This window comes from Lysinibacillus capsici (genome assembly GCF_020217405.1).
GTDB classification, from domain to species: Bacteria; Bacillota; Bacilli; order Bacillales_A; family Planococcaceae; genus Lysinibacillus; species Lysinibacillus capsici.
Map to the genome: position 1 here is coordinate 4,632,970 of NZ_CP084108.1, position 24,945 is coordinate 4,657,914.

General features: G+C 35.8%; 20 protein-coding genes. 9 read left to right on the forward strand and 11 right to left on the reverse strand.

Translation table 11 applies throughout. The features are described 5' to 3' along the window. Positions 1-255: 255 nt before the first annotated feature. Positions 256-2,559 carry an RNA polymerase recycling motor HelD gene (gene helD, locus LCP48_RS23010; protein ID WP_004233519.1) on the forward strand — a complete coding sequence of 768 codons (2,304 nt, stop codon included), beginning with the start codon at positions 256-258 and terminating at the stop codon, positions 2,557-2,559. 51 nt (positions 2,560-2,610) lie between these two features. Here the strand turns inward: helD and LCP48_RS23015 are convergent, their stop codons facing one another. The 5 genes from LCP48_RS23015 to LCP48_RS23035 all read right to left on the reverse strand — a co-directional run bounded on the left by LCP48_RS23015 (position 2,611) and on the right by LCP48_RS23035 (position 6,950). Continuing rightward, a complete protein-coding gene (locus tag LCP48_RS23015; RefSeq protein ID WP_009373959.1) occupies positions 2,611-3,366 on the reverse strand; it encodes an amino acid ABC transporter ATP-binding protein in 756 nt (251 codons plus the stop codon). Positions 3,367-3,379: 13 nt separating this feature from the next. Next, positions 3,380-4,081, reverse strand: coding sequence for an amino acid ABC transporter permease (locus LCP48_RS23020; protein ID WP_004233514.1), 702 nt, complete (start codon positions 4,079-4,081; stop codon positions 3,380-3,382). A 12-nt stretch (positions 4,082-4,093) separates the two neighbouring features. After that, positions 4,094-4,801: an amino acid ABC transporter permease gene (locus LCP48_RS23025; protein WP_004233513.1), complete on the reverse strand. Its 708-nt coding sequence runs from the start codon at positions 4,799-4,801 to the stop codon at positions 4,094-4,096. Positions 4,802-4,883: 82 nt separating this feature from the next. Continuing rightward, positions 4,884-5,747 carry a transporter substrate-binding domain-containing protein gene (locus LCP48_RS23030; protein ID WP_004233511.1) on the reverse strand — a complete coding sequence of 288 codons (864 nt, stop codon included), beginning with the start codon at positions 5,745-5,747 and terminating at the stop codon, positions 4,884-4,886. Positions 5,748-5,750: 3 nt separating this feature from the next. Continuing rightward, positions 5,751-6,950, reverse strand: coding sequence for an acyl-CoA dehydrogenase family protein (locus LCP48_RS23035; RefSeq protein ID WP_004233509.1), 1,200 nt, complete (start codon positions 6,948-6,950; stop codon positions 5,751-5,753). A gap of 282 nt (positions 6,951-7,232) precedes the next feature. On the opposite strand from LCP48_RS23035, the gene LCP48_RS23040 reads away from it, so the two are divergent. Beyond that, on the forward strand, positions 7,233-7,979 hold the full coding sequence (locus LCP48_RS23040) for a hypothetical protein (protein WP_004233507.1): 747 nt from the start codon (positions 7,233-7,235) through the stop codon (positions 7,977-7,979). Positions 7,980-8,065: 86 nt separating this feature from the next. On the opposite strand, the gene LCP48_RS23045 is transcribed toward LCP48_RS23040, so the two are convergent. Then, positions 8,066-8,446 (reverse strand): VOC family protein, encoded by a 381-nt coding sequence (locus tag LCP48_RS23045; protein WP_004233502.1) that lies wholly within the window; start codon positions 8,444-8,446, stop codon positions 8,066-8,068. A 225-nt stretch (positions 8,447-8,671) separates the two neighbouring features. Here LCP48_RS23045 and LCP48_RS23050 point away from each other — a divergent pair, with 225 nt between their 5' ends. Together LCP48_RS23050 and LCP48_RS23055 are read left to right on the forward strand one after the other, a co-directional pair. Continuing rightward, positions 8,672-10,621: a methyl-accepting chemotaxis protein gene (locus LCP48_RS23050; RefSeq protein ID WP_225340537.1), complete on the forward strand. Its 1,950-nt coding sequence runs from the start codon at positions 8,672-8,674 to the stop codon at positions 10,619-10,621. A 279-nt stretch (positions 10,622-10,900) separates the two neighbouring features. Then, entirely contained in the window at positions 10,901-12,850 is a 1,950-nt protein-coding gene (locus tag LCP48_RS23055) for a methyl-accepting chemotaxis protein (RefSeq protein ID WP_009373958.1), read from the forward strand. 61 nt (positions 12,851-12,911) lie between these two features. On the opposite strand, the gene LCP48_RS23060 is transcribed toward LCP48_RS23055, so the two are convergent. After that, the gene (locus LCP48_RS23060) at positions 12,912-13,331 is read right to left on the reverse strand and encodes a VOC family protein (protein ID WP_004233493.1); all 420 of its coding nucleotides are present in this window, start codon (positions 13,329-13,331) and stop codon (positions 12,912-12,914) included. 235 nt (positions 13,332-13,566) lie between these two features. On the opposite strand from LCP48_RS23060, the gene guaC reads away from it, so the two are divergent. Both guaC and LCP48_RS23070 read left to right on the forward strand, forming a co-directional pair. Then, the gene (gene guaC, locus LCP48_RS23065) at positions 13,567-14,550 is read left to right on the forward strand and encodes a GMP reductase (protein ID WP_004233490.1); all 984 of its coding nucleotides are present in this window, start codon (positions 13,567-13,569) and stop codon (positions 14,548-14,550) included. A 195-nt stretch (positions 14,551-14,745) separates the two neighbouring features. Next, positions 14,746-16,476: a methyl-accepting chemotaxis protein gene (locus LCP48_RS23070; RefSeq protein ID WP_202342463.1), complete on the forward strand. Its 1,731-nt coding sequence runs from the start codon at positions 14,746-14,748 to the stop codon at positions 16,474-16,476. A gap of 51 nt (positions 16,477-16,527) precedes the next feature. On the opposite strand, the gene LCP48_RS23075 is transcribed toward LCP48_RS23070, so the two are convergent. Next, positions 16,528-16,752: a hypothetical protein gene (locus LCP48_RS23075; RefSeq protein WP_004233486.1), complete on the reverse strand. Its 225-nt coding sequence runs from the start codon at positions 16,750-16,752 to the stop codon at positions 16,528-16,530. Positions 16,753-16,960: 208 nt separating this feature from the next. Here LCP48_RS23075 and psiE point away from each other — a divergent pair, with 208 nt between their 5' ends. Then, complete coding sequence (psiE, locus tag LCP48_RS23080) at positions 16,961-17,413, forward strand: phosphate-starvation-inducible protein PsiE (protein ID WP_004233484.1); 453 nt, start codon at positions 16,961-16,963, stop codon at positions 17,411-17,413. 13 nt (positions 17,414-17,426) lie between these two features. On the opposite strand, the gene LCP48_RS23085 is transcribed toward psiE, so the two are convergent. Continuing rightward, entirely contained in the window at positions 17,427-18,686 is a 1,260-nt protein-coding gene (locus LCP48_RS23085; RefSeq protein ID WP_225340538.1) for a GNAT family N-acetyltransferase, read from the reverse strand. Between the two features lie 127 nt (positions 18,687-18,813). Between LCP48_RS23085 and LCP48_RS23090 the strand changes: the two genes are divergently transcribed. Both LCP48_RS23090 and LCP48_RS23095 read left to right on the forward strand, forming a co-directional pair. Further along, the gene (locus LCP48_RS23090) at positions 18,814-19,821 is read left to right on the forward strand and encodes a hypothetical protein (protein ID WP_225340539.1); all 1,008 of its coding nucleotides are present in this window, start codon (positions 18,814-18,816) and stop codon (positions 19,819-19,821) included. 150 nt (positions 19,822-19,971) lie between these two features. Next, the gene (locus tag LCP48_RS23095; RefSeq protein ID WP_004233477.1) at positions 19,972-21,120 is read left to right on the forward strand and encodes a SpoIIE family protein phosphatase; all 1,149 of its coding nucleotides are present in this window, start codon (positions 19,972-19,974) and stop codon (positions 21,118-21,120) included. A 40-nt stretch (positions 21,121-21,160) separates the two neighbouring features. Here LCP48_RS23095 and LCP48_RS23100 read toward each other — a convergent pair whose 3' ends face one another. Together LCP48_RS23100 and LCP48_RS23105 are read right to left on the reverse strand one after the other, a co-directional pair. Then, a complete protein-coding gene (locus tag LCP48_RS23100) occupies positions 21,161-22,015 on the reverse strand; it encodes a CheR family methyltransferase (RefSeq protein WP_004233474.1) in 855 nt (284 codons plus the stop codon). After that, positions 21,972-24,761, reverse strand: coding sequence for an ATP-binding protein (locus tag LCP48_RS23105; protein ID WP_004233472.1), 2,790 nt, complete (start codon positions 24,759-24,761; stop codon positions 21,972-21,974). The genes LCP48_RS23100 and LCP48_RS23105 overlap by 44 nt, the downstream gene beginning before the upstream one ends. Between the last annotated feature and the right edge of the window lie 184 nt (positions 24,762-24,945).

Genomic DNA, 24,945 nt, shown 5'->3' on the forward strand with positions numbered 1-24,945 from the left:
TATTACCTTACACATTTATTGTATCATAAATTTACAATAATTTCTAGACTATACTTCTTTCCGAAGTAGATGTATGATAAATTTCCTGCTTCAATCCCCCCATAACACCTGCATTTGGATACTTTCACTATATTCAAATTGGTGGTTGGACAAACAATTAAAAAAGCATCACAATTACGTTCTTCTCACCATCTATTGAGGTGAGGGTTACTGTCAAAGGAAGCAAATAACTATGGAGAGGAATGTGAGTAAACGTTGGAAAATCAAAAAGAATGGCTGGAAGAAAAGCATCACCTTGAGGATTCTTTAAACATTATTGTTCATAAAATAAAAGAGTTAGAGCATAAAGAAAAAGGATTTAAAGAAAATGCTGTTGCCTTAAAGAAATCCTTTTGGAACGATGTGAGAGTCAATCTAGATACCGCTGAGGATGTAGACGAAACCTTTTTTGCAATTAAGCAGCAGGCAGAGCTTTTATCTGACTCAGAGCTTGCACAGGAACGTGCAATTCGTAATGTAAAGTTATATGAACGTTTACAACAGTCACCCTATTTTGCTCGTATTGACTTTTTACAAGATGGTCAACAAGACCCTTTAAAAATTTATATCGGTGTAGCCACATTATTGGATAAACAGGATGAAAATATCGTCATTTTTGATTGGCGAGCGCCTATATCGAGTATGTATTATGATTACACACCTGGTGATGCATCCTACGAAACATTAGGTGAAGAAATTCATGGAGAAATGCTGTTAAAACGGCAATTTATCATTAAAAATGGTCAACTACAATCCATGTTTAATACAGGCCTTACAATTGGTGATGACCTATTGCTCGATATCCTTGCCCAAAATGCAAATGAGCATATTCGTAGTATTGTTGCGACAATCCAAGCAGAGCAAAATAAAATTATTCGCCATGTAAATTCACGCTATCTTATTGTTGAAGGTGTTGCAGGTAGTGGCAAAACAGCTGTAGCCTTACAGCGGGTAGCTTATCTTCTTTACCGTTATCGTGATGAAATGACAGCCGATCAAATATTGCTAATTACACCTAATCAACTTTTTAATCAATATGTTCATTCTGTCTTACCTGATTTAGGTGAAGATAATATGCAGCAGTTAACGTTTATAGAATATGCTGAAAAACGATTAGGTAAACAGTTTCAATTGGAATATCCTTATGAGCAACTTGAAGATCTGTTAACAGAAAAAGATGATGCTCAGTATCAAACAAAATTAAGCATCATTTCATTTAAAGCCAGCCTCACTTATAAACATTTGCTGGATCAGTATGTTCGTTATTTAGCTGATAAAGGCTTGTTATTTAAAAATATCGTTTTTCGCGGTGATCGTATTATTACTGCGCAGGAAATTTCCGAATACTTTTATTCTTTCCCTTCTACTATGTCGATACCAGATCGTCTACAATTAGTAAAAGAATGGTTATTGCAACGGCTAACGAAATTGGAAAAGGCTGAGCGTACAAAGGAGTGGGTAGAAGAAGCTACTGAGCTATTAGATAAAGAAGACTACTCCAAATCATATAGTGAACTTTTATATGAGGGGCGTTATACTGAAAACTCATTTGATGATTTTGATCAAGAACGCTATAAATTAGCGAGACAAATTGTCAAAAAACACTTTAAACCATTACGTAACTCCGTTCACCAGTTAAAGTTTGTCCATATGTTGGGTACATATCGACAGCTCTTTGATTTGAATAGTTCTATTAACAAGGTTTTACATCACCTTATGCCAGACAATTGGGAAGACATTTGTCTACAAACACTCCCTAATTTAGCAAAGCGTTTGATTGCCTATGAGGATGCCGCACCATTTTTATATTTACAGGACAAAATTGAAGGACAACAGACCAATAGGATGATCCGTCATGTATTAATTGATGAAGCACAGGATTATTCACCATTCCAACTTACTGTATTACAGCAGTTATTCCCAAAAGCACGTATGACCATTTTAGGTGATGGCCATCAAACGATTCATCCACATACCTTTAATAATCCTTCTCTACTCGACACTCAATTATATGGTGAGCAGGCAGAAAAAATGATATTAACAAAAAGCTATCGTTCGACAAAGCAAATCATACAACTCACTTCCAAAATTTTAAATGACGGTAGTGAAGTAGAAGCTTTTAATCGAACTGGCCCCGAACCATCGATTACTATTGTGCCAAATGAAGTGGAATTAATGGATCAAATTATTCAAAACATCAACCATTTATCTGTTGAATTCGAAACAATTGCTGTCATCTGTAAAACCGCAGCCGAGTGCTCTGCTGTATACAAGCAATTAAACAATCGAGTAGATATTCAATTGATCAATCATCATACAAAGCAGTTTAAAAAGGGTATTTTATTACTTCCAGCTTATATGGCGAAAGGCATCGAATTTGATGCGGTCATCATCTATAATGCCTCTGCCGCTAATTACACAAGAGAAAGCGAACGGTACTATTTCTATACGGCGTGTACGAGAGCTATGCATGAACTGCACATTTATTCCATTAATAAATTAACGCATTTCCTTCAATAATAGGTAACAGGAGAATCTGTAAATAACAGATTCTCCTGTTCGATTGCTGTTTTATATATAGAACGTATAGTCTTCTGGAATGACACGTTTTAAAAATTTCTTCGTTCGCTCCTCTTTTGGGCTGACGAAAATATCATGAGGGCTACCTTCCTCTACAACCACTCCTCCATCCATGAAAATTACGCGATTGGCAACATCTTTGGCAAAGCCCATTTCGTGTGTTACTACAAGCATTGTTGTACCCTCCGCTGCAATATTTTTCATGACCTGTAGAACCTCACCTACCAATTCAGGGTCAAGTGCGGACGTTGGTTCATCAAATAAAATAATATCAGGATTCAAAGCAACAGCTCGTGCAATACCAACACGTTGCTGTTGACCTCCTGACAACTGACTCGGATAGGCATCATATTTGTCTGATAAACCTACTTTATCAAGTGCCTTTTTACCAATTTCCACAGCCTGTGCTTTAGGAATTTTACGTCCAATGATTAACCCTTCCGTTACATTCTCTAATGCCGTTTTATTAGTGAATAGATTATAGTTTTGAAAGACAAATGCGACACGTTGGCGAATTGCATGCACGTCTTTTTTCTTTACATGTTGAAAATCAACTTGAATATCTCCAAATGTCGCACGGCCTTGATCAGCCTTCTCTAAAAAATTGATACAACGCAATAATGTTGTTTTTCCTGAACCACTGGGACCTAAAATAACAACAACGTCCCCTTTATCAATAGCTAAATCAACACCCTTTAAAATTTCATTGCCACCAAATGATTTATGAATATTTTTAATTTCTAACATGCTAATTCACCCCTTAGACATTTGCCATTTTGTATTTGCTTAAATATTTCTCATAGCGCTTAAACAGGTATTCAACCGTACTACATAAAATTAAGTACACAATAAAGATATCCAAATAGGCCTCTACATAATTGTAGCCAACGTTTGCCGCTACTTTTGCCTTCAGTGTAATTTCCGGAAGCGACATTGCGTAGCCTAGCGATGTAGCTTTAATGAGATTAACAGTAGCTGTGCAAATATTCGGCAATGCCACTACTAATGCCTGTGGAATGATGATTCGAGTATATGCTTGGAATGTTGACAAACCTACTGAGTGTGCAGCCTCTAGTTGCCCCTTTTCAATGGTACTTAACGCCGATCGAAAGACCTCAATTAAAATGGCTGTTGAACTGAATGCAAATACAATAAACGCATACCAAATTGGATTGATTTTATAAATATCATACGCAATATGATATTTTTCAAAAATAATTTTTAACATTAACGGTATACTGCTATAGATAATGAAAATTTGTATTATAATCGGCGTTCCTCGAACAAAAGAAACATAAATCTTCGCTAGGTGATGGATAACTGGAATTTTATTGATCCTAGTTAGTGCTAACAAAAACCCCAGTGGCAAAGCTATCACCAAAGCAACAACTGTCACTAGGAGCGCGATAGGAACACCAGACAAAGCTACGAAAAATGTTTCTAGTAAAAATTGATAATTCACCTTCACGCCTCCTTAAGTTGTTTCTAGGGTCTTCTTACCCTTACCAAATACCTTTTCTAATATAGTAAATATTTTTTCTATAATAATTGATAACACCCAATAAATAATAGCCAATGCAATATAAATTTCTAAGGCATGAGCATTGATGTTACTTGCTATAATTAGATTTGCCTTACCTACAATATCAATTAGACCAATAGTATAAGCGAGTGCACCTTCTTGTAATAAAGCAATCATACCATTTCCAAAGTTTGGTAAAGCAACAACCAGTGCCTGTGGAAAAATAATTCGACGATAGGCTTGGAATGGTGTTAGCCCTACACTAACGGCTGCTTCAAACTGCCCTTTTGGAATGGCTAAGTAGGCAGACCGTATCACCTCTGACATGATTGCCGCGAATTGTAAGGTGAACGTTACGACAACAAATATGGCCGTTTCAATTGAATGGAGATTAAGACCAACATTTTCTGCTAATGCTGGGACGCCATAATAAACAAGAAATAACAAAACAATGGAGGGTGTACAACGCATAATCGTTGTATACAGATTGGCGAATTTAGTTAGCCACTTGACTGAAGATAGCTTAGCTGCCGCCAGCAATAAGCCGAATAGGGTACCTAAGATAATGGAGGACCCTGCAACTAAGAACGTAATTTTTAAAAATGGCAATAACACTGGGATTGCGTTCCAAATGTAGGTTGCGTCAAAATATTTATCCATTTCCTCACCAACTTTTGTTTTTATGAATAAAGACTGCTGAGCATTACTGACTCAACAGCCTTACTATTCGTTCCGATTTAAACTAACGATTTACGTTTTCCAGTACTTCAAATAAATCACGGCCATAGAATTTTGTACTTAATTCATTTGTTTTCTTTTGTTCTTTAACCTGAGCTATTGCTTTATCATAAGCGTCAGCAAATTCCTGCTCTTTTTTATTGAACAGTGGCCATGTTTTTATAACAGCAAATTCGTTATAGACAACGTCATCTTTTAGGTTATAATATGGGCCATCTTCTGCAAGTACTTGTTGTTTAAATGGTCCTTCAATCATGACACCACCATCAACACGACCTTCATTTACCCACTGCACTACATCAACAGTAAATGCGTCACCAGCCTCAAGTTTTACTTTATTATCTGGATTTGCCGTATTATATTCATCGATAATTGTATATTGAGCATTATTTGCAGCAATTGGTGCTAAAGAATAGCCCTTTTTCGCAAAATCTGCTAATGTTTTCACGCCTTCATCTTCTTTACGCAAAACTAAACCTGCGCTACTTAAACCTAAGAATTCCTTCGGGAAAATAAATTTCTCTGTACGTTCCTGAGTAAAGAATGCGTTTTTAACCCCTACTTGATATTTCCCTTGCTCCACACCAATTAATAAATCATCACTTGTTGTACCCACATACTCAAATTGATAATCAGGTAACAATTCATCTACTAATTTCATTACTTCTACATCATAACCAGTTGGATTTCCATTATCGTCAATGTAACTAATAGGCTTTGACGCTTGATCGTAGGCTACTTTTACTGTACGTACCTTTTCGCCATCACCCGCATCTTTATCTGCAGACTCTCCTGAATTACAACCTGCTAATAATGCGATAGAAGCTAAACCAATTGCTGCAAATTGAAAAATCTTATTCTTCTTCATATGTCATTTCTCCTTATTTTTCATGTGATTTAATGATAGATTTTCACATATTTTCTGCTGTTCAATAGCGGCAGTCGCTAATTTAATAATCGTCATATCATCCATCGGTGGATTATGAAGCCCTGCACGAACATTGCGGTAATAACGTTGTAATGGATTGGATAGTTGCAAGCTTTTCGCCCCCACTACACGCATCGCTTTATCGACTATATCTATTGCCATGTTCGTTACTGTATGTTTAGCAATGGCCATTTCATTTGTTATTAGTCCACGTCTAGCAGGATCATCGTAAGCCTCAGCCACTCCGTATAAGACAAAACGTGCTTGATGGAGCTTTAATTCAATATCTCCTAAAAGCTGTTGTACGTTTGGCAACGTACTAATTGGCGCATTCAGGCTATTCGGTTGATGGTGATTAGCAAAATGAATAGCATAATCACGAGCTGCTTGTGCAATGCCTAAGTAAGTTGCTGGGATATGGAGTATCCAGCCATTTATCTTGCCACCACTCGGATGACTTGGTAACTCTACTAAATGCTCTGTTGCAATAAGCACATCTTTTAACACAAGGTCGTGGCTGCTTGTGCCTCGCATTGCAGACATCTCCCAATTCTCCTCAATGGATAGACCTGCTGAATCCTTATGAATGAGGAAGAAACCAACTTGCTGCTTTTCTTCAATCCAAGCGGAGGTAAGGAAATAATCGAGCACCGGAGATGCAGTCGTAAAAATCTTACGCCCATTTATTAGCCAGCCACCTTTAGTAGAAATGGCATTTGTCCCTGGCCGCCCTCCTCGCGTTGGGCTACCTGTTGCCGCCTCACTAACAGCTCTATTAATCATGGCACCTCTCTTTATTTCTTCAGCAAAAGCTATTAATAGATCATCAGTCCATAGTTTAGTTTCATAAATTTCACCAACAACACCTAATGTCCACCCAAGGGAAAGAGAGGCATTTTCGTCATAGCTTGCTAGCGTCTCTTGTACAAGGACCATATCATAGACAGATAACCCTTCTCCGCCATATTGTTTCGGTAAAGTAAGTTGAGGATAGCCAATTTGTAAAAGTAACCGATGTGCTTCGAACGGAAAACGAGATTGCTCATCCACCTCAACAGCCTCTGCCTTGATTGGCTCAGCTATAGCAGCTAGCTGATCTAACCAATATCGTTGTCGCTCTGTTTTTACAAATAAATTCTTCAAATGAATCTCCTTCTTCCCAATATATATAAATCGTATAAATTTACTAAGGATTGATAATGAAAAAAAATCTCTTGCTACATGAATGTAGTGAGATACTATTTGGTACTGAATTTTCTGATTCGTTGACACTTATAATACTTTTCGCTTTAGAAAATGTCAATGGGTGAAATTCAAGTTTTTTCGTAAGTTTAATATGTATTACAAAGTTTCAATTTTTACCTTTGATTTATGCACCAAGCTTTTCTTACAACATATGCTAAGACTAATGAAAGAGGTGCATATATGACCAATAATTTAAATTCACCACTAAACGGTGGTATCATAACCCATTCGGCTCCACAAGTTATTCAAACTAAGTTTGGAGATATTAACGGGGATGGTTTTTTTGAAACCATTTTTTTAATGGGCACTAAACAGCCTGATAGTCCTTTATGGAGAAATCTAACACTGTCTATTTTTTATGGTCAAACACGACAAATGGAGCAAATTCCATTGAAACAGAATATGGGCTATAATCCGACTATTTTTTTGGGCGATTTTACTGGTAATCATATTGAGGATATTCTTGTTGTGTCTGATACAGGAGGTAGCGGTGGAATTGTTAATGGTGAGATTTTTTCCTCCATCAACAATCAAGTTCGTTCCATCTTTGATGCAGAGTCTTTTAATAATAAACTTAAATATAAGGTCAATTATGTAGATCATTATAAGGCTGTTGTTCAGAGTTTTAATCCTGCTATTAAATACACAATTGATTTACAGTATAAAGGAGCTGACTACTTAGCTGAAATTTATAATCCAGATGGCACCTTGAAGCAACCGATTGAAGGCTGGGTAGATCCTTTTGGAGGACTATATCCTGTTGATTACGACCGAGATGGAACGTATGAAATTTTAGGATATCAAGAAATTGCAGGTAGATATCATGCTGATGGATTAGGCTATGTAGAAAATATTTTAAAATGGAGTGGTCATGAATTTACAATAGATCGACAAACAGTTGGTATTTTTGGTGAGGATTTATCATAGACGACAAATCTAGCTATTAAATAAGCTAAAACAGGAATCTGCTCATTTTTACTTAACTCTAACAAAAAACAAGCAGATTCCGTTATTTACTTTTTCTTTTCAACCAAGGCAAAGTAATTATTTTCAGGGTCAGCAAAGTTAAAAACCCTACCCATTGGCATGATGACTAGATCTCCTACTTTAACGCCCTTTGCCTGAAAATCTTGGTACATCTCTTCAATTTTATCAGCGTAAAACATAATAGAAGGTGTTCCTAAATTTAGATCAGGTTGCATTTTAGCAATAATTTCTTTGTTGTGAAGCACAAAGGATGTTTGAGCTTCCTTAGTTGGTGCAATTTCAATCCAGCGCATGCCTGCCTCTTCCTGTTCAGAAATGACGACAAACCCTACTTTTTCTGTCCAAAACTTTACAATTGCATCTTGATCATTAACATATAACATTACTTGTCCAATTTGATGAATCATGACTTCATTCCCTCCTCTTTTGAGCATTAGTATACATCAAAAAGCGGCTTTATATAGCTTCTAACGCCATCAATTTAGGGAAATTTCGAACAATTGATAATGATATATATTACTAGGAAATAATTAATTCAAAGTACTTAACTTTTCTTTTATTTCTGATAGAATGAGTATTATTTACCTTTAAGGGAAAAGTATAGAATAAAACATTATGTGAGGATAATACAATTGAAACAACTAAGTTTAAGAAAAAAGCTTATTTTTTCGTTTTTAGCCATGCTTCTCATCCCAACACTATTGATTGGAATAGTATCTTACCAAAGTGCTGAACAACAAATTTCAGAGGAACAACGCGCAAGTGCGACTGAAAGTGTACGCATTCTAAATTCCAATATTACAAACATGATTGAACCCAAATTGAAAGATGTACAATATTTTTCACAAAAATTTAGGGAAACCTACTTTCAAGATGATAGCATTTTAGAACTCAAGTCATTATTAAGTGAGTATGTCAACATGCACCCTGAAGTAGATTTGATATATATTGGGACTGCTGAAGGCAAACTATTTGATCAGCCTGTTCAAGAGTATCCTGATGGCTTCGATCCTCGGACAAGACCTTGGTATAAGCAGGCTTTAGCTAATAATGGAAAGACCTCAATTACTGCACCATATGTTACACAATCTACAGGTGACATTGTCATTACAATTACTCAGGCATTACCAGATGGTTCTGGCGTATTAGGATTAGATCTAAATATTTCTACATTAAGTGACATTACGAATAATATACGTATTGGAGAAACGGGCTTCGCTTCTCTTTTAGATAACAATAAAATTTACATTGCTCAGCCAGATAAAGAAAGTGGTACAGAGGCAACGGAAAGCTACATAACAAAAATTTATGAGCAGGAAAGCGGTACTATCATTGAAAAAGACCGTCACTTACAATTTGTTACGAATGAGTTAACGGGTTGGAAAGTAATTGGTACAATGTTTACTGCGGAAGCTGCAAAAGCTGCAGCATCCACATTGAATATAAATTTAATTATCATTATTGTTTCCATTCTCGTTGGCGTTATTTTCATGCTCTTTATGATAAAGTCTATTGTTAACCCAATTAATCAATTGAAGCAAAGCGCATTAAAAATTAGTGACGGTAATTTAACGGAGTTTATTGAAATCCATTCTAAAGATGAAATTGGTCAGCTTGGAGAAGCCTTTATCTCTATGAAGGTGAGCTTAAAAAAATTAATTCGAAATGTTGATCAAAGCTCACAACATGTCCAAACAGCCGCTCAAAATTTATCTGCTAATGCAGAACAAAACATCGCTGCCTCAGAGCAAGTGGCTGATGCCATGCACCAAATGGCAAGTAATACAGAAAAACAAACAACAGGTATTGATCAGAATGCCATTTCAGTTGAAGAAATTGCTAAAGGCGTTGTTGAAGTGGCAGACAGTTCCATGCAGGTTTCTGACCTCTCTAGCCATGCTATCCAATTGGCAGAAGAAGGTGGACAATCTGTCAAACAAACTGTACATCAAATGAATTCTATCCATAATTCTGTAACACAATCAGATACAATGATTAAAGCACTCTATGATCGCACGAAAGAGATCGGCTCCATTTTAGAAATGATTAGTGCTATTTCAGATCAAACAAATTTACTAGCACTAAATGCTGCTATAGAAGCAGCTAGAGCAGGAGAACATGGCAAAGGCTTCGCAGTAGTGGCGGATGAAGTACGCAAATTAGCAGAGCAATCACATCAGTCAGCAGAGCAAATTTCTGCGCTCATTACTACTATTCAGCAGGATACGGCAAAATCTGTAGAGACAATGGTCAAAGCGTCGACAGATGTTCAAGAAGGCTTACAATTGACAGAAGAAACAAGTAGAAAATTCGAGAGCATTATTGAAAGTCTTCGGAACATCGCGCCGAAAATGGAGGATATTTCAGCATCTGCTCAAGAAATGTCTGCTGTTGTAGAAGAAGTGTCAGCGACCGCTATTGAACTTTCCGATCACGCAAAATTAAATGCTGCTGCTACGGAAGAAGTTGCCGCTTCCACGGAACAAACTTTATCTTCTATGCAAGATATGGCTTCGTCTGCCAAAACCCTACTTGATATGGCGGATGAATTGCAGGGTTATGTCAATCGTTTTAAATATTAATTATTTAACTGCTAGATCTGAGTTCAAGAAAGTATTGAACTCAGATTTTTTCTATTCCAAAAAGATAGGAAATTACAAAATAAGATATTTTTCTACAAATAATAGCGTTACATAACTTTATTTTCCAGATTTTTCAGAAAATTGTGTTGATTATTATTCATTTTCCTCTTAGAATCAGATTAAACATTTGAACGACTTAGGAGACTACTAGTGTAATAAAACCAATCACGTAGTTAATTGTATTACACTTCAATAATGTCGTTTAAGGAGGAATACTATATGAAACGAATTAGTTTAAGAAAGAAACTCATCTTTGCATTTTTAGTCATACTTCTCATTCCCGCACTTTTAATCGGGTATACCTCCTTTAAAAGTACCAAAAATCAAATACTAAAAGAGCAGCAAGCAAGCGCCAAGGAAAGTGTGCGTATGCTTAATAGTAATATTACCAATACAATTGCTCCTAGAGTTCATGATATCGAATATTTTGCCAAGAAAATAAATCAGTCTTATTTACAAGATGATAAAAAAACTGAATTAAAAGGTCTTTTTCAGGAATATATAAATACACACCCTGAAGTGGAACTAGTATATATAGGGACTGCTGATGGGCGAATCATTGATGAACCTGTCCATGACTATGCAAGTGATTATGATCCTCGGAAACGTCCTTGGTATATAGAAGCCATTGATAATAAAGGACATGTATCCATCACTTCTCCATACATCTCAAAATCAACAAATAACATCGTTGTGACAGTTATGCAAGCTCTTCCTGATGATTCTGGCGTAATTGCCTTAGATTTAAATATCTCTCTTCTAAGTGCACTGACAGATCAAACACGTATTGGAGAAACAGGCTTTGCCTCTCTGCTAGATAATAATAAGTTATATATTGCTCAAAAGGATAAGGAAAGTGGCACAGAGGCAACAGAAGAATATGTTTCAAAAGTTTACGAAAAACCGGAAGGTATGATTACTGAAGGTGATCGTCATTTACGCTTTGAAACAAATGAAATCACAGGTTGGAAGATAATCGGTACAATGTTCATTGCAGAGGCTACTAACGCTGCTACCTCAACCTTTACTATTACATTACTCATTATTGGTATTTCTATTATTGTTGGTATTATCTTTATGCTCTCAATGATTAAATCTATTGTTAATCCGATTAAACAACTACAGCAAAGTGCTCTGAAAATTAGTGAAGGTGATTTGACAGAGTATATTGACATTCATACGAAAGATGAAATAGGACAGCTTGCTGAGGCATTTGTATCAATGAAAGTTAGCTTAAAAAGACTGATCCGCAATGTTGATCAAAGCTCTCAACACGTTCAAACCTCGGCACAAGGTCTTTCAGCAAATGCTGAGCAAAATATCGCCGCATCTGAGCAAGTGACAGTGGCTATGCAACAGGTAGCGATTAGTACGGAAAAGCAAACAACAGGAATCGATCAAAATGCTGTTTCTATTGAGGAGATTGCAAAGGGTGTTGTAGAGGTAGCAGATAGTGCCCTACAAGTGTCAGACCTATCCAGCCAGGCCATCCAATTAGCGGAAGAAGGTAGTCAATCTGTTGAGCACACTGTTAATCAAATGGTATCCATTCATGATTCTGTGGCTCAATCCGATACGATGATTAAATCCCTATTTGATCGTACAAAAGAAATTGGCTCCATTATAGAAATTATTAGCGCTATTTCAGACCAAACAAACCTTCTTGCTCTTAATGCCGCTATTGAAGCCGCACGAGCAGGTGAACACGGTAAAGGCTTTGCAGTTGTAGCAGATGAAGTACGTAAATTAGCGGAGCAATCTCATCAATCAGCAGAGCAAATTTCTACCCTGATTACAGGCATACAACAAGATACAGCTAAATCTGTACAAACGATGACGAAAGCTTCTGCAGACGTTCAAGAAGGTTTACAGTTATCCGAGGATACGAAAAAGAAATTTACAAGTATCGTTGGAAGTCTTCGAGAAATTGCTCCTAAAATGGAGGATATATCAGCTTCAGCACAAGAAATGTCTGCCGTTGTAGAAGAGGTATCCGCAACAGCTATTGAACTGTCAGATCATGCAAAACTAAACGCAGCTGCATCTGAAGAGGTTGCCGCTTCAACGGAACAAACATTATCTTCCATGCAGGAAATAGCCTCTTCTGCTAAAACATTGCTTGATATGGCTGATGAATTACAAGGCTATGTAGATCGTTTTAATTACTAAATAAGAAAGCACGATGATATTTGGTTTAGCCCTATCATCGTGCTTTTATCTTGTTATTTAATTATTCTTTTACCTCATGGCTAAATTGCCATTCAACGCCAAATTTGTCTGTAAGTGAGCCGTAACATTTGCTCCAAAATGTTTCTTGAAGCTCCATTCTCACGTTACCACCTTCTTTAAGCTTATCAAATGCTTGACGCATTTGCTCTTCATCATCGGAGACAACAGCTAATGTGACATTATTCCCTGTGGAAAATGGCATGCCTGGAAATGTATCTGAGAACATAATTCTGCTACCGAATACAATAAGTCGTGTATGCATGACAAGATCTTTTGCTTCTTCTGGTAATGGATAGTCTGGATTTTGTGGTGTCTCTCCAAACGTCATAATTTCAGCCTTGTCCGTATTAAAAACGTCTTCGTAAAACGCAACTGCCTCTCGACAATTTCCATTAAAATTCAAATAAACCTCTACTGCCATTTTCAACACTCCTTTGTCATTTATTGAAACAATTCTATTGTACATGGATTACAAAACTTAACACAAATTATAACTAGAATATTTCATCTTCAAAGTAAGTTTGCTCCTTTCTTTTTAAATTTTTTATTTATTTTCACAAAAGCTTTGACATTTACTCAAAAATCATGTAAATTACCAAATGGCGAACAATTTAAATTAAATCTTAAAAAATATTCGTATTTTAGGAGTGTATATAATGGATAACGTATTTGACTATGAGGATATTCAACTAATTCCCGCAAAATGTATTGTAGAAAGTCGTTCAGAATGTGATACTTCTGTTACTTTAGGTGGTCACACTTTTAAACTTCCAGTAGTACCTGCAAATATGCAAACAATTATCGATGAAAATCTTGCTAAGAAACTTGCTGAAAACGGTTACTTTTACATCATGCACCGTTTCCAACCAGAAACTCGTCGAAACTTTATTCTAGAAATGCAAGGAAATGGCTTAATTGCTTCTATTAGCGTTGGTGTAAAAGAAGAGGAATATACATTTATCGAAGAATTAGCAGCTGCTAATTTGGTACCTGATTTTATTACAATTGATATTGCACATGGTCATTCAAATGCTGTTATTCGTATGATTCAGCATATTAAAAAGCATTTACCAAAAAGCTTTGTCATTGCAGGTAATGTAGGGACACCTGAAGCGGTGCGTGAGCTTGAAAATGCTGGTGCAGATGCAACAAAAGTTGGGATTGGACCAGGTAAAGTATGTATTACTAAAATCAAAACAGGTTTTGGTACTGGCGGCTGGCAACTAGCTGCACTACGTTGGTGTGCAAAGGCTGCTACAAAACCAATTATTGCTGATGGTGGCATTCGCACACATGGAGATATCGCTAAATCTGTACGTTTTGGTGCTTCAATGGTAATGATCGGTTCATTATTCGCTGGTCATGAAGAGTCACCTGGTGAAACAATCGAAATCGAAGGTAGAACAGTGAAGGAATACTTCGGTTCTGCTTCTGAATTCCAAAAAGGCGAACGTAAAAACGTCGAAGGTAAGAAAATGTACGTTGAACATAAAGGTAGCATCAAAGATACATTAATCGAGATGCAACAAGATTTACAGTCATCTATTTCATATGCTGGTGGCACAAAGCTAGAGGCTATTCGCAATGTTGATTATGTAATCGTGAAGAACTCTATTTTTAATGGAGACAAAGTGTACTAATTGATGTAAACCCGCTATATTAAGCTTCAACATCCCCCCAATTAAGAGCTGTTTTTCTCTTGGTTGGGGGGATTTTTTTGGGGACATATTTCACTTAAAATACGGTATTTATTTTCAGAATTTTCTATTTTATTAAAAAATTATATATTATAATAGAACTATATTGAAGGAATGAAGGAACGGGGGTTGTATCTTATGAAATCAGTACGTAATAAACTTGTTAGCCTTGCTATTATAGTTATTCTACTATCAACAGGACTAGTTGGAACAGTCAATTATATGGTGGTGAAAGGAGAACTCGATCAGGTAGGTCGAGATAGTCTTAAAAATGGCACACTTGGCATACTTGAACTAATTGCCCAGTTAGATACTCAAGTTCAAAATGGGAAATTAACGTTAGAAGAAGCTCAGGAAAGTGCTAGAACACAGATCGTTGGTAATAAAATTGAAGATAACAAAAGATCTATTGATAATCCGGTTAAATATGGAGATAATTTTTATTTCTACGCTTTCCAAGATAGTGGTATCGTTGAAACTCATCCATCTCTAGAAGGACAAAATATTTCAGATTTACAAACAGAGGATGGGCGCTATTTTGTACGAGAAATGATTGAAGCAGCAAATGCTGGAGGAGGATATGTACGTTATGATTGGGCCCTTCCCTCAAATCCTGATATCGTTGCGCCTAAGATTACTTATGTAGAAAAGGACAAGCATTGGGGCTGGATTATAGCAGCTGGTACATACGAAATGGACTTTAATGCAGGTACGAATAATGTTTTATACTACACACTAGGCATGACCATCCTTGCAACGATTATTGGTGTATCACTCTTCTGGTTCTTCTCTGGACGAATGACAACCTATATACGAAAAATTATGGTCATTACATCTGATATTGCTAAAGGCAAGCTAACTGGTGATGACATACCTGTTACTACAGAAGATGAACTAGGTATACTAGCTAGTAACGTGAATAATATGAAACATAGCTTACACGAAATGGTCAACAATACAAAGGATAGTGCGTCCCAAATGCGCGTTTCTTCAGAAATGCTGAGTGCAATTACTGAGGAGACAACTGCTTCTGCTGATGAAATTCATCAAGCCATCAATGATATATCTAAGGGAGCTGTAGTACAAGCTGAGGAAGCAGAAATGGCCATTAGTAAAGTAGAAACACTATCCTCACTTATCTCAAATGCTACAGATAAATATAGTGAGATTACAGAAAATATGAATATCATTAATCAATCTCAAGAAAACGGTAGACAAAAAGTAGATGTATTACTTCAAAATTCAAGTGAGTTTACGCAAGTGATTGAGGAATTAAGAACAACTTTCTCAAGTTTGACGAGCCAAATGAAAGAAATTCATCAAGTCGTACAAACAATTACATCCATTTCTGAACAAACAAATCTATTAGCACTAAATGCAAGTATTGAAGCAGCCCGTGCAGGTGAACATGGCAAAGGATTTGCTGTCGTAGCTGAGGAAGTCCGCCATTTATCCGAGGATACGAATGAAGCCACTAATCGGGTTAGAAACCTATTACAGCGTATTGAGGTCGATACCGCTAATTCAGATTCAAAAATGATACACACGCTCCAACTGTCACAAAATCAGGCATTGTCGATTACGGAAGTAATGGGAGCCTTTACTTTCCTAACAGACTCCATTCATGACATTACAAAGCACCTTGTTTCTTTAGACAAAGGAATGAATGACATGGCAGAAAATCGAATAGTCGTGATGAACGCCATCAATGAAATAGCAAGTGTAGCTACACAATCTGCCGCAGCTACCGAACAAATTAACGCTTCTATTGACGAACAAAAGTCAGCAGTGACATCTATCATGCACTCCTCTATGGAGCTTCATACAGAGGCAGAGCGTATGTACGACTTGGTAGAACGCTTTACATGATAAATACTATAAAAAAGAATGCTACGCATATCCGTAGCATTCCTCTTTACATTATAGTTTGTTAATTACTGCGTGGATTGTTTCCTTAAGCTCTGCATCGTGATCAGCAAGATCTACAAGGTTTCCTAGACGTTCACGTAATACAGGACGCTCAATTACTAGCTTTTCATCAAGTACTTGTACCAGTAGCTCGATAATAAGTCGATCACGAACATTTAACGCTTCTTCTAAACGTTCTGGTGTAATTTTCGCATCAGTTTTTGCAGCTTTTGCCATTTTAAAAACCCCTTTTATATTTTTATATTCATGCACATCTATTTTAGCATACCACTAAATTATTTTGAAAACTTTCTTTCGTAAAAATATACCAAATCTTTACAAAAAACAAAGAAAAGATTTACGACAAATTGTTATATTTATATCATAATACACTACTACTCAACCATATGATGATGTATTTACAAAACGCGATTGGAGGAATTGGATGAATCAAAAAAATACAACTTATTTACAGCTCATTAAAGCTGTGCCAAAATCTCTACAGCTATTTCTCAATGTTTGCCTTGTACTATTAGCACTGATTCTCTGTTTTTTGTTATTTAAGGAGCTAATTGAGTTTCTTAAAATATTACTATTTGCTAAAGAAGATGGCGATTATAAACTATTCCTTGCCAATATACTTATTTTCTTTTTATATTTCGAATTCATCACAATGATCATTAAATATTTTAAGGAGGATTACCATTTTCCACTTCGATATTTTATCTATATAGGTATCACAGCGATGATTCGATTAATTATTGTGGAGCATGATCATCCTCTAAATACGTTAATTTATTCATTAATTATCCTCATACTAATCATAAGCTACTTTATTATTAATATAACGCCACTTGAAAGGCCAACACGTTCTTCCATTCTCATCAAAAAAGATTAAAAACACGCCCATTCTAAAATGCCGATATACATGTGGGCTTTTCATACACATAGAAGAATTGCTGTAAAGCCTGTAAATACTGATTATCGCTAATCTGTATTCGACTAAGCATAAATAGCTCTTGGACCGTTACTACGCCCATTACTAGTGATGAAAGCTCAGCTACATCTATCGTTACTTCAACATCATAGCTATCACTTTCTATCATTTTAATTGTACCGTTAACAGCCTCAACTATAAGTTGCTGATTGTTTTTTGCCAGTAACGAATCCATAACATTCATTTTAAATGTCAAAGTAACACCGTTAAAATTGCGTGTTATTAGCTCATCAAAAAAGCCCTTCACATTAATTATACGGTACATTAGACCAACTCCTGACACGGAACTTGCGTGGTAGACACTTGGAATTAAATGATTTGTGCCATTTCTTACATCCTCTAAAAAGAAATGAACATTTTCTTCTTGTGTATTCCATTCGATTCGGTTTACTTGATCTGCTTGACTGTTTAAAAATGTACTAAGCTCTAGCAAAGCTTCCGGAGTTTCATAGATCCACTCTTTAATCACCAAATTATTTAGCATAAAATTACTCTCGCTTTGCTTATTAAAAGAAAAGGCAATATAGCCCTGTACTGTACCTTCCTGTTCCATTGCAATCACATAGTTATCTTGATTATTAAAAATAAAGGATAGTTCCGATTGTGTTTTAAGCAACATCCCATGTTTTTTTGCTACTACCCTGTTGTAGCAATCTACTAGCTGTTGTTGATCTTCAACTGTCAAATATTTAAGGTGCTTTTTAGTTGGTCCTTTAGGGAAGCTAGAGGGCTCTACCATGTATTGATAGATTTTCGATCCATAGCCAAAACCCATTTTCTTATAAAAATCCGGTCTAAATGGATACAAAGCCACGAAATGAATATTTTTTTCTAAAAAGATAGTAAAGAAATGTTGGATTAATTCTTTTGCAGCCTTTTCTTTTTTATGTAATAAATCAACTGCAACAAGTCCTACCCCACCAATTGGTAGCATTTTAGAGAACAGATTCATTTGAAAGTCATGTAGTCGCATACCACCAATGAGTTTGTCATTTTCCCAAAGACCATAATAATGAAGAGATTCATCATTGCTCTGATTTTGCATAAAATGCTTTTTCAGCTCTTCTTTTGTTGTATGTGTTCCATTCAATCTCCCTGGATACGCCCCTACAACGATATTCACAAAGGCTACAAAATCTTGCTCTTTTAATAATTTCTCTACAACCCTCATCATGTCCCCTCCATTTTTAAATTGTTGCATGTTGTTCACAAATTTTTCATATTAATTTTTATACCCCATAATAACATATATTACCACGAACAAATAATGAGTACCGAAAATAATTAAAGGAGGAAAATGTATGACTTTAATTGATTCATATATTCACGAAGTGATAAAAAGGCTACATAAAAATAAACGTGAGAAAATCAAGGTTGAACTAAAGGCTACTATTGAGGATATGCTGCCAGAGCAATATTCTGAATCCGAAGTGAAGGGAGTACTCAGGAAGCTTGGAAGCCCAGTAGAAGTTGCAGCAAGCTATCGGGATACTCCCCACTTTTTAATTGGTCCAGAGAATTTTGAACAATATACAAGAACCATCAAGCTAATTATTCCTTGGTCAATTCTTATTACGATCATTGTACAAATAATAGAGAAAATTGTTCTCTATTCTGGAGAAGAAGCACTTCTCGTAACCATTATTACAGCATTTGGAGGGATTATTGCTGCAATTATTGCTGTGTTATTTCACGTTTTGTTTTGGGTTACGGTTATTTTTATCATTAAGGACCGTTCTGGGGCTGAAAAGTTTTCGATCCCTTTTCTGAGAGATACCAAGCCATGGTCACCTGATGATTTAATACAAATTAAAAAGATTCCCAAAGATAAAATCATTCCTATAAGTGATACGATTTTTAGCCTTTTAGGAATACTTATTTTTTCATTTGTTTACTGGAATGCCTATCGTCTTTTAGGTATTTATACAACGAATGACAACGGCAGCTTGAAATTTGTTATGCCTATCTTTAATCAAAATATTTTACAAGCGTTTGTTCCCATGGTCTTACTATGTATTATCCTAAGTCTAACTTTAACCTTATTAAAATGGCGTGCAGGACAGTGGACAATGCCTATCGCCATCACGAATGCACTACTTCAAAGTGTAGGAACGATTGTGTTTATTTTAATAGCGGTACACCAAGATTTTATTCACAGCGCCTCTATCCCTTATATTGCAGCTATTACAGAAACAACCTCAGCTAAAGTTGCCTTCACTATTGATAAAATCCTACTTGTCAGTATGAGTATTGCTGTTTTAGCAAATGCATTTGATATCTACCAAGGATTTAAAAAAGCTAAAATATAACGCCCTTCTACTTCATATACCTAGTAAACCTTACATTAAAATCGCCAAAATACCTTTATTCTCTGATGTTTTGTATAATGATAAAGTTGAAAGTATTTTATATATGTGAAAATAATCTGCACAATTCAATCAGAGTAAGGGGAAAGTACTATGACCATTCTTCTAGTAGATGACAATCAAGTCAATTTATTTGTCATTGAGAAAATACTAAAAAATGCAGGTTATGATAACTGTGTTTCTCTTTCATCTGCTTATGAGCTATTTGATTATTTACAATTAGATGCACCCAATCCGACAGGAAATTCAGTAGATTTAATTTTGTTAGATATTATGATGCCGGAAGTAGATGGTATTGAGGCCTGCAAACGCATTAAGCAAAATGAGAGATTGAAAGATATTCAAATCATTTTTGTTACAGCACTCGAGGATAAAAACAAACTGGCAGAAGCCCTAGACATTGGTGGTGTAGATTATATTACTAAACCAATTAATAAAACAGAGCTGCTTGCCAGAATGCGTGTTGCCTTACGTTTAAAGGCAGAATTAGACTGGCACACACAACATGAAAAGAAAATACAATATGAGCTAGATTTAGCAACCCATGTACAACGGAGTCTTCTTAGTCCACCGTTAAATGAGAAGGACATCCGTATTGAAGTTTCTTATTTACCATCCTCTAATTTGGCAGGAGATATGTATTATTGGTACAAAATAGACGATCATCGTTATGCCATAATATTATTGGATATGATGGGTCATGGTATATCTGCAGCGTTGGTTTGTATGTTCATCTCCTCTGTTCTAAGAGAAGCGGTTAAACAATTGGTGGAGCCTGAACTTGTCATCCAAGAACTGAATCGTTATATGACGCTATTGCAAGATGGGAAAGAGAATAATCTTTATTATTTTACAGCGATTTATTTAATCATTGATACAGAGCAAAAAACAGTCGAGTACATAAATGCTGGCCATCCTCCTGGATATGCACTAATCGATGAAAAAACATGTATTCCATTAGATCAGGGTAGCTGTGCAGTCGGTTTCTTCGATGAAATAAAAGTGAAAAAGCAATCTATTCAATATGAGCATGATATTCAAATCGTGTTATTTACAGACGGTGTATTAGAGGCAATGGGTCCCTGTGAATTAGAATCAGAAAAGCATTTGCAAACGCTAACATCCTCCAAATGGGATTATTCGCAATGCCTAATCGATAACCTTTTGCCTAAGGATAAACAAGAGAATCAGCCTGATGACATGTGTGTTTTAATGATTCAAGCTAGCTCTAATACTCTATAAAAAAAAAAGAGGCTATCGGTTAAAGATAGCCTCTTACTCACTAAAACATTTTTTGATAAATTCTTTCGCTTCCAGAAATCTCCTTATACTTTGAAATAACCTCTTCAAATCGCAATGTTTCTTTATCCCCTAAGCATAAAAAACCTTTGTCACTTAGACTTTCATAAAATAATTGATGTACCTGGCTCTGCAGCTTAGGTGAAAAATAAATAAGCACATTTCTACACAGAACAACATGAAATTCATTAAATGAATGATCTGTTACTAAATTATGTTGAGCAAAAATAATATTTTTCAATAATGTTGGATGAAAGTATGCATATTGATAATCTGTTTGATAGTATTCTGAAAAAGCATGAGCACCTCCAGCAAGCATATAGTTTTTTGTATATGCCTGCATTTTATGAATTGGAAAGGCTCCCTTCTTTGCTTTTTCTAATACTTGCTCATTCATATCTGTTGCATAAATGATAGATCTCTCTATTAGCCCCTCTTCCTGTAGCAAGATAGCCATAGAATATACTTCTTCACCTGTTGCACACCCTGCATGCCAAATACGGATTTCTGGATATTCTCGTAAAACAGGGATGACCGTTTCACGAAAGGCCTTAAAAAAGCTAGGGTTGCGGAACATCTCCGTTACATTTATCGAAAAATCATTTAATATCTGCTCTAAAAATTCTTTATCATGAATGACCTTTTCTTGTACACGTGAAATCGTTGGGATGTTATTTATCCCCATCCTATTGTAGATTCTGCGTGAAATGGATGAACGATTATATTGCCGAAAATCAAAACCCGATAAACGATAAATAGCCTCTAGTAACAAATCAATTTCTAAATTTGTATGCTTATTTAATTGTATATTTTGCTCCAAAGGCTGAAATTGTTCCATGTTTATTACTCCCCTTAGAAACTAACCATACTCTTAAAACTGATATTAATTGATCTAAATTTAATGGCTTACTAATATAATCAGATGCACCTGCCTGCAATGATTTATCACGGTCATTTTTCATCGCTTTAGCAGTCAATGCAATGATTGGCAAATCGATACGTTTCATTTGCTGACGAATAATAGTCATTGCTTCATAGCCATCCATATTAGGCATCATTATATCCATCAGAACAAGATCGATATCTGGATTAGCCTGCAAGACCTCTAAACATTCTAGCCCGTCTTTGGCAACTAGAATGTGCATGCCTCTTTTTTCTAATGCCGTTTTCAACGCATAAATATTACGGTTATCATCATCAACTATTAAAATATTTTTCCCTTGAAACACCTCAACCTCATGTTGAAGGGCTTCTTCCGTTGCTACTGGCTGCTCTTTGATTTGTTCCTCTTCCACCGTCGTCACAGCCACTTCGTTCATGGCAAGCTTTTGGCAATGCTCCTCTTCAATTCCATTTGGTAGACTCGGAATCGTTAACGTAAAGCTACTCCCTTGTCCTTCAGTACTTTGTAATGTAATCCAGCCACCAAGTAATTTGGCAAACTCCTTACAAATAGAAAGACCCAGACCCGTTCCACCATATTTTCGGACCGTAGCTCCATCTGCTTGCTGGAATGATTCAAAAATCAGCTGATGTTTGTCTTTTGGAATACCTATTCCTGTATCTGAAACAGTAATTTCTAACCAATCCTTGCTTATATCCTGCATATTATTGGTTAGTTGTTGTGGTGTAAGCTGGTTAATGTCTAATGTGACAGATCCCTGCTCAGTAAATTTAAAGGCATTCGATAATAAATTCTTTAAGATTTGCTGGAATCGCTTTTCATCCGTATAGAATACATCCACTACATGATCAGCCTTAGATATATGGAATGCTAAGTTTTTCTTCATTGCAACTGGTGCAAAGGTGTGTTCTATTTGCACAGGTACTTCGCTCATATTCACCTCATTAAAAATAATATCAAGCTTCCCTGCCTCAACTTTAGATAAATCTAATATGTCATTGATTAGAGCAAGCAAGTCCTCTCCTGAAGAATGAATAACTTTAGCAAACTCTGCTTCCTCGTCTGTTAGGTTGTGTTGGCTATTTTCTGCTAGCATTTCCGATAATATTAATATGCTGTTTAAAGGTGTTCTTAATTCATGTGACATATTGGCTAAAAATTCGGATTTGTAATTAGAGTTAAGGATAAGCTGCTCTGCACTTTCTTCTAATTCCTTCTTCGCCTTCTCTAGCTCTCTTGATTTAGACTCGGCCTCTTTCGTGCGTTCTTCAAGCTGTTCATTAATCATTGTCAGCTCTTCTGTCTGCATTTGCAATTCCTCTGATTGTGTTTGAAGCTCCTCTGATTGGACCTGTAATTCCTCTGTCATTGCTCTAGATTCATTCAATAGACGTACAATTTCCATACGCCCTAAAACACTATTAACTGTTAGTCCAAAGGTTTCAGTAACCTGTCTCACTAATTCTTGCTGTAACTTACTGAATTTAGCCATTGTTGCTATTTCAACAACCGCTATAACTTCATTTTCAAAAATGACAGGAATCAATAAAATATTTTGTGGTCTAATTTCACCTAATCCAGTTTTGATTAAACGATAGTCTCTCGGAATATTATCATAGAATAGTACTCTCTTTTCTAATGCACATTGACCGATTAACCCTTGTCCTATTTTAAAACTCTCCATACCAACACAATCATCCGTGTCAGCAAAAGCAGCCTTTTTCACAAACTGTACTTGGTTCTCTGTTACTTCCCGAACATAAAATGCTCCAAGAGATGCTTTGGTTTTCTGTGCTACTTCTGATAGGAAGGTCTCCGCTAATTTTGTAATTGCTGAAATACCTTGATAATTTGTCACGATTTCAGCTACATTGCTTTGTAGCCATTCTCTCTTTTCGACTGACTCTAAAAGTGTATTCGTTGCATTAGCAAGTTCATTCACTTCATCATTTGTATTCACATGGATTCTTCTTGTGAAATCACCTTTTGTAGCTGCTATTTCTTGAATGGTTTGTGTTACTTCCGTAATCGTTTTTACAATTGAACGGGAGATGCCACTAGCGATGACAATAGCTATTGTAGAAACTAAAATTAAGATCCCAAATAAAGCACTAGTTAATTTACTATTTTGCTTGTCTAACTGACTTGCCTTTGCCTGTGTATAAGCATTTTCAGTGGCACGGAATGAATCGAATAATTTGCGCATTTTTTCCATATCCTGACGACCATTATCCACTTTAAAAAAATCATTTAATGCTTCTACATTATTATCCTTTTTATATTGAATAGTTGGTTCGCCTGACGTTGCAATCCAATATTCAATTGTTTCCTCTATCTCTTTAAGTTTGTCCTGCTGAGTTGGTTTATCTTTCATTTGTTGATAGAGTTCATTAAAATCTATTTTCCAATTTTCAGCTGCATTATCATAGGGTTCCAGATAACTTTGCCTACCCGTAATGATGAAAGCACGCTGACTTGATTCCATATCCAATATATATTTTTCAATTTCATTCGTTAAAGTTAGAACATTGGAATCGTACTTAATAATAAAATTTCTTTCCTTCTGCAAAGATGTAATTTGATTATTTAATATGACAACCGTGGCAAGTAAGCAAAGAATGATTACGATATAACCTAATGTAATCTTTGAGCGTATACCCATTTTTAATCTATTTAACATTTGGTTTTCCTACCCTTACCTTTCTTTTACTTTATTATGATTATTAGTATACATGTAAAAATAACTCATTTTCTCCTATTTTAGATTCTTAATAAAGAAATTTTGCTGATTTTGTATTAATAAGTCTATGCATTTTTCATATACATTTTATATTGAACCATTTCTAATTAAGGAGAGAAAACAT

Bases quoted from the DNA above. Each gene is read 5' to 3' on its own strand.
- LCP48_RS23060 (WP_004233493.1), bottom strand. From the start codon at position 13,331: ATGGCAGTAGAGGTTTATTTGAATTTTAATGGAAATTGTCGAGAGGCA.
- LCP48_RS23055 (WP_009373958.1), top strand. From the start codon at position 10,901: ATGAAACGAATTAGTTTAAGAAAGAAACTCATCTTTGCATTTTTAGTC.
- LCP48_RS23030 (WP_004233511.1), bottom strand. From the start codon at position 5,747: ATGAAGAAGAATAAGATTTTTCAATTTGCAGCAATTGGTTTAGCTTCT.
- LCP48_RS23100 (WP_004233474.1), bottom strand. From the start codon at position 22,015: ATGGAACAATTTCAGCCTTTGGAGCAAAATATACAATTAAATAAGCAT.
- LCP48_RS23075 (WP_004233486.1), bottom strand. From the start codon at position 16,752: ATGGCAAAAGCTGCAAAAACTGATGCGAAAATTACACCAGAACGTTTA.
- LCP48_RS23090 (WP_225340539.1), top strand. From the start codon at position 18,814: ATGACTTTAATTGATTCATATATTCACGAAGTGATAAAAAGGCTACAT.
- psiE (WP_004233484.1), top strand. From the start codon at position 16,961: ATGAATCAAAAAAATACAACTTATTTACAGCTCATTAAAGCTGTGCCA.
- LCP48_RS23070 (WP_202342463.1), top strand. From the start codon at position 14,746: ATGAAATCAGTACGTAATAAACTTGTTAGCCTTGCTATTATAGTTATT.
- LCP48_RS23025 (WP_004233513.1), bottom strand. From the start codon at position 4,801: ATGGATAAATATTTTGACGCAACCTACATTTGGAACGCAATCCCAGTG.
- LCP48_RS23105 (WP_004233472.1), bottom strand. From the start codon at position 24,761: ATGTTAAATAGATTAAAAATGGGTATACGCTCAAAGATTACATTAGGT.
- LCP48_RS23040 (WP_004233507.1), top strand. From the start codon at position 7,233: ATGACCAATAATTTAAATTCACCACTAAACGGTGGTATCATAACCCAT.
- LCP48_RS23085 (WP_225340538.1), bottom strand. From the start codon at position 18,686: ATGATGAGGGTTGTAGAGAAATTATTAAAAGAGCAAGATTTTGTAGCC.
- guaC (WP_004233490.1), top strand. From the start codon at position 13,567: ATGGATAACGTATTTGACTATGAGGATATTCAACTAATTCCCGCAAAA.
- LCP48_RS23095 (WP_004233477.1), top strand. From the start codon at position 19,972: ATGACCATTCTTCTAGTAGATGACAATCAAGTCAATTTATTTGTCATT.
- LCP48_RS23045 (WP_004233502.1), bottom strand. From the start codon at position 8,446: ATGATTCATCAAATTGGACAAGTAATGTTATATGTTAATGATCAAGAT.
- LCP48_RS23015 (WP_009373959.1), bottom strand. From the start codon at position 3,366: ATGTTAGAAATTAAAAATATTCATAAATCATTTGGTGGCAATGAAATT.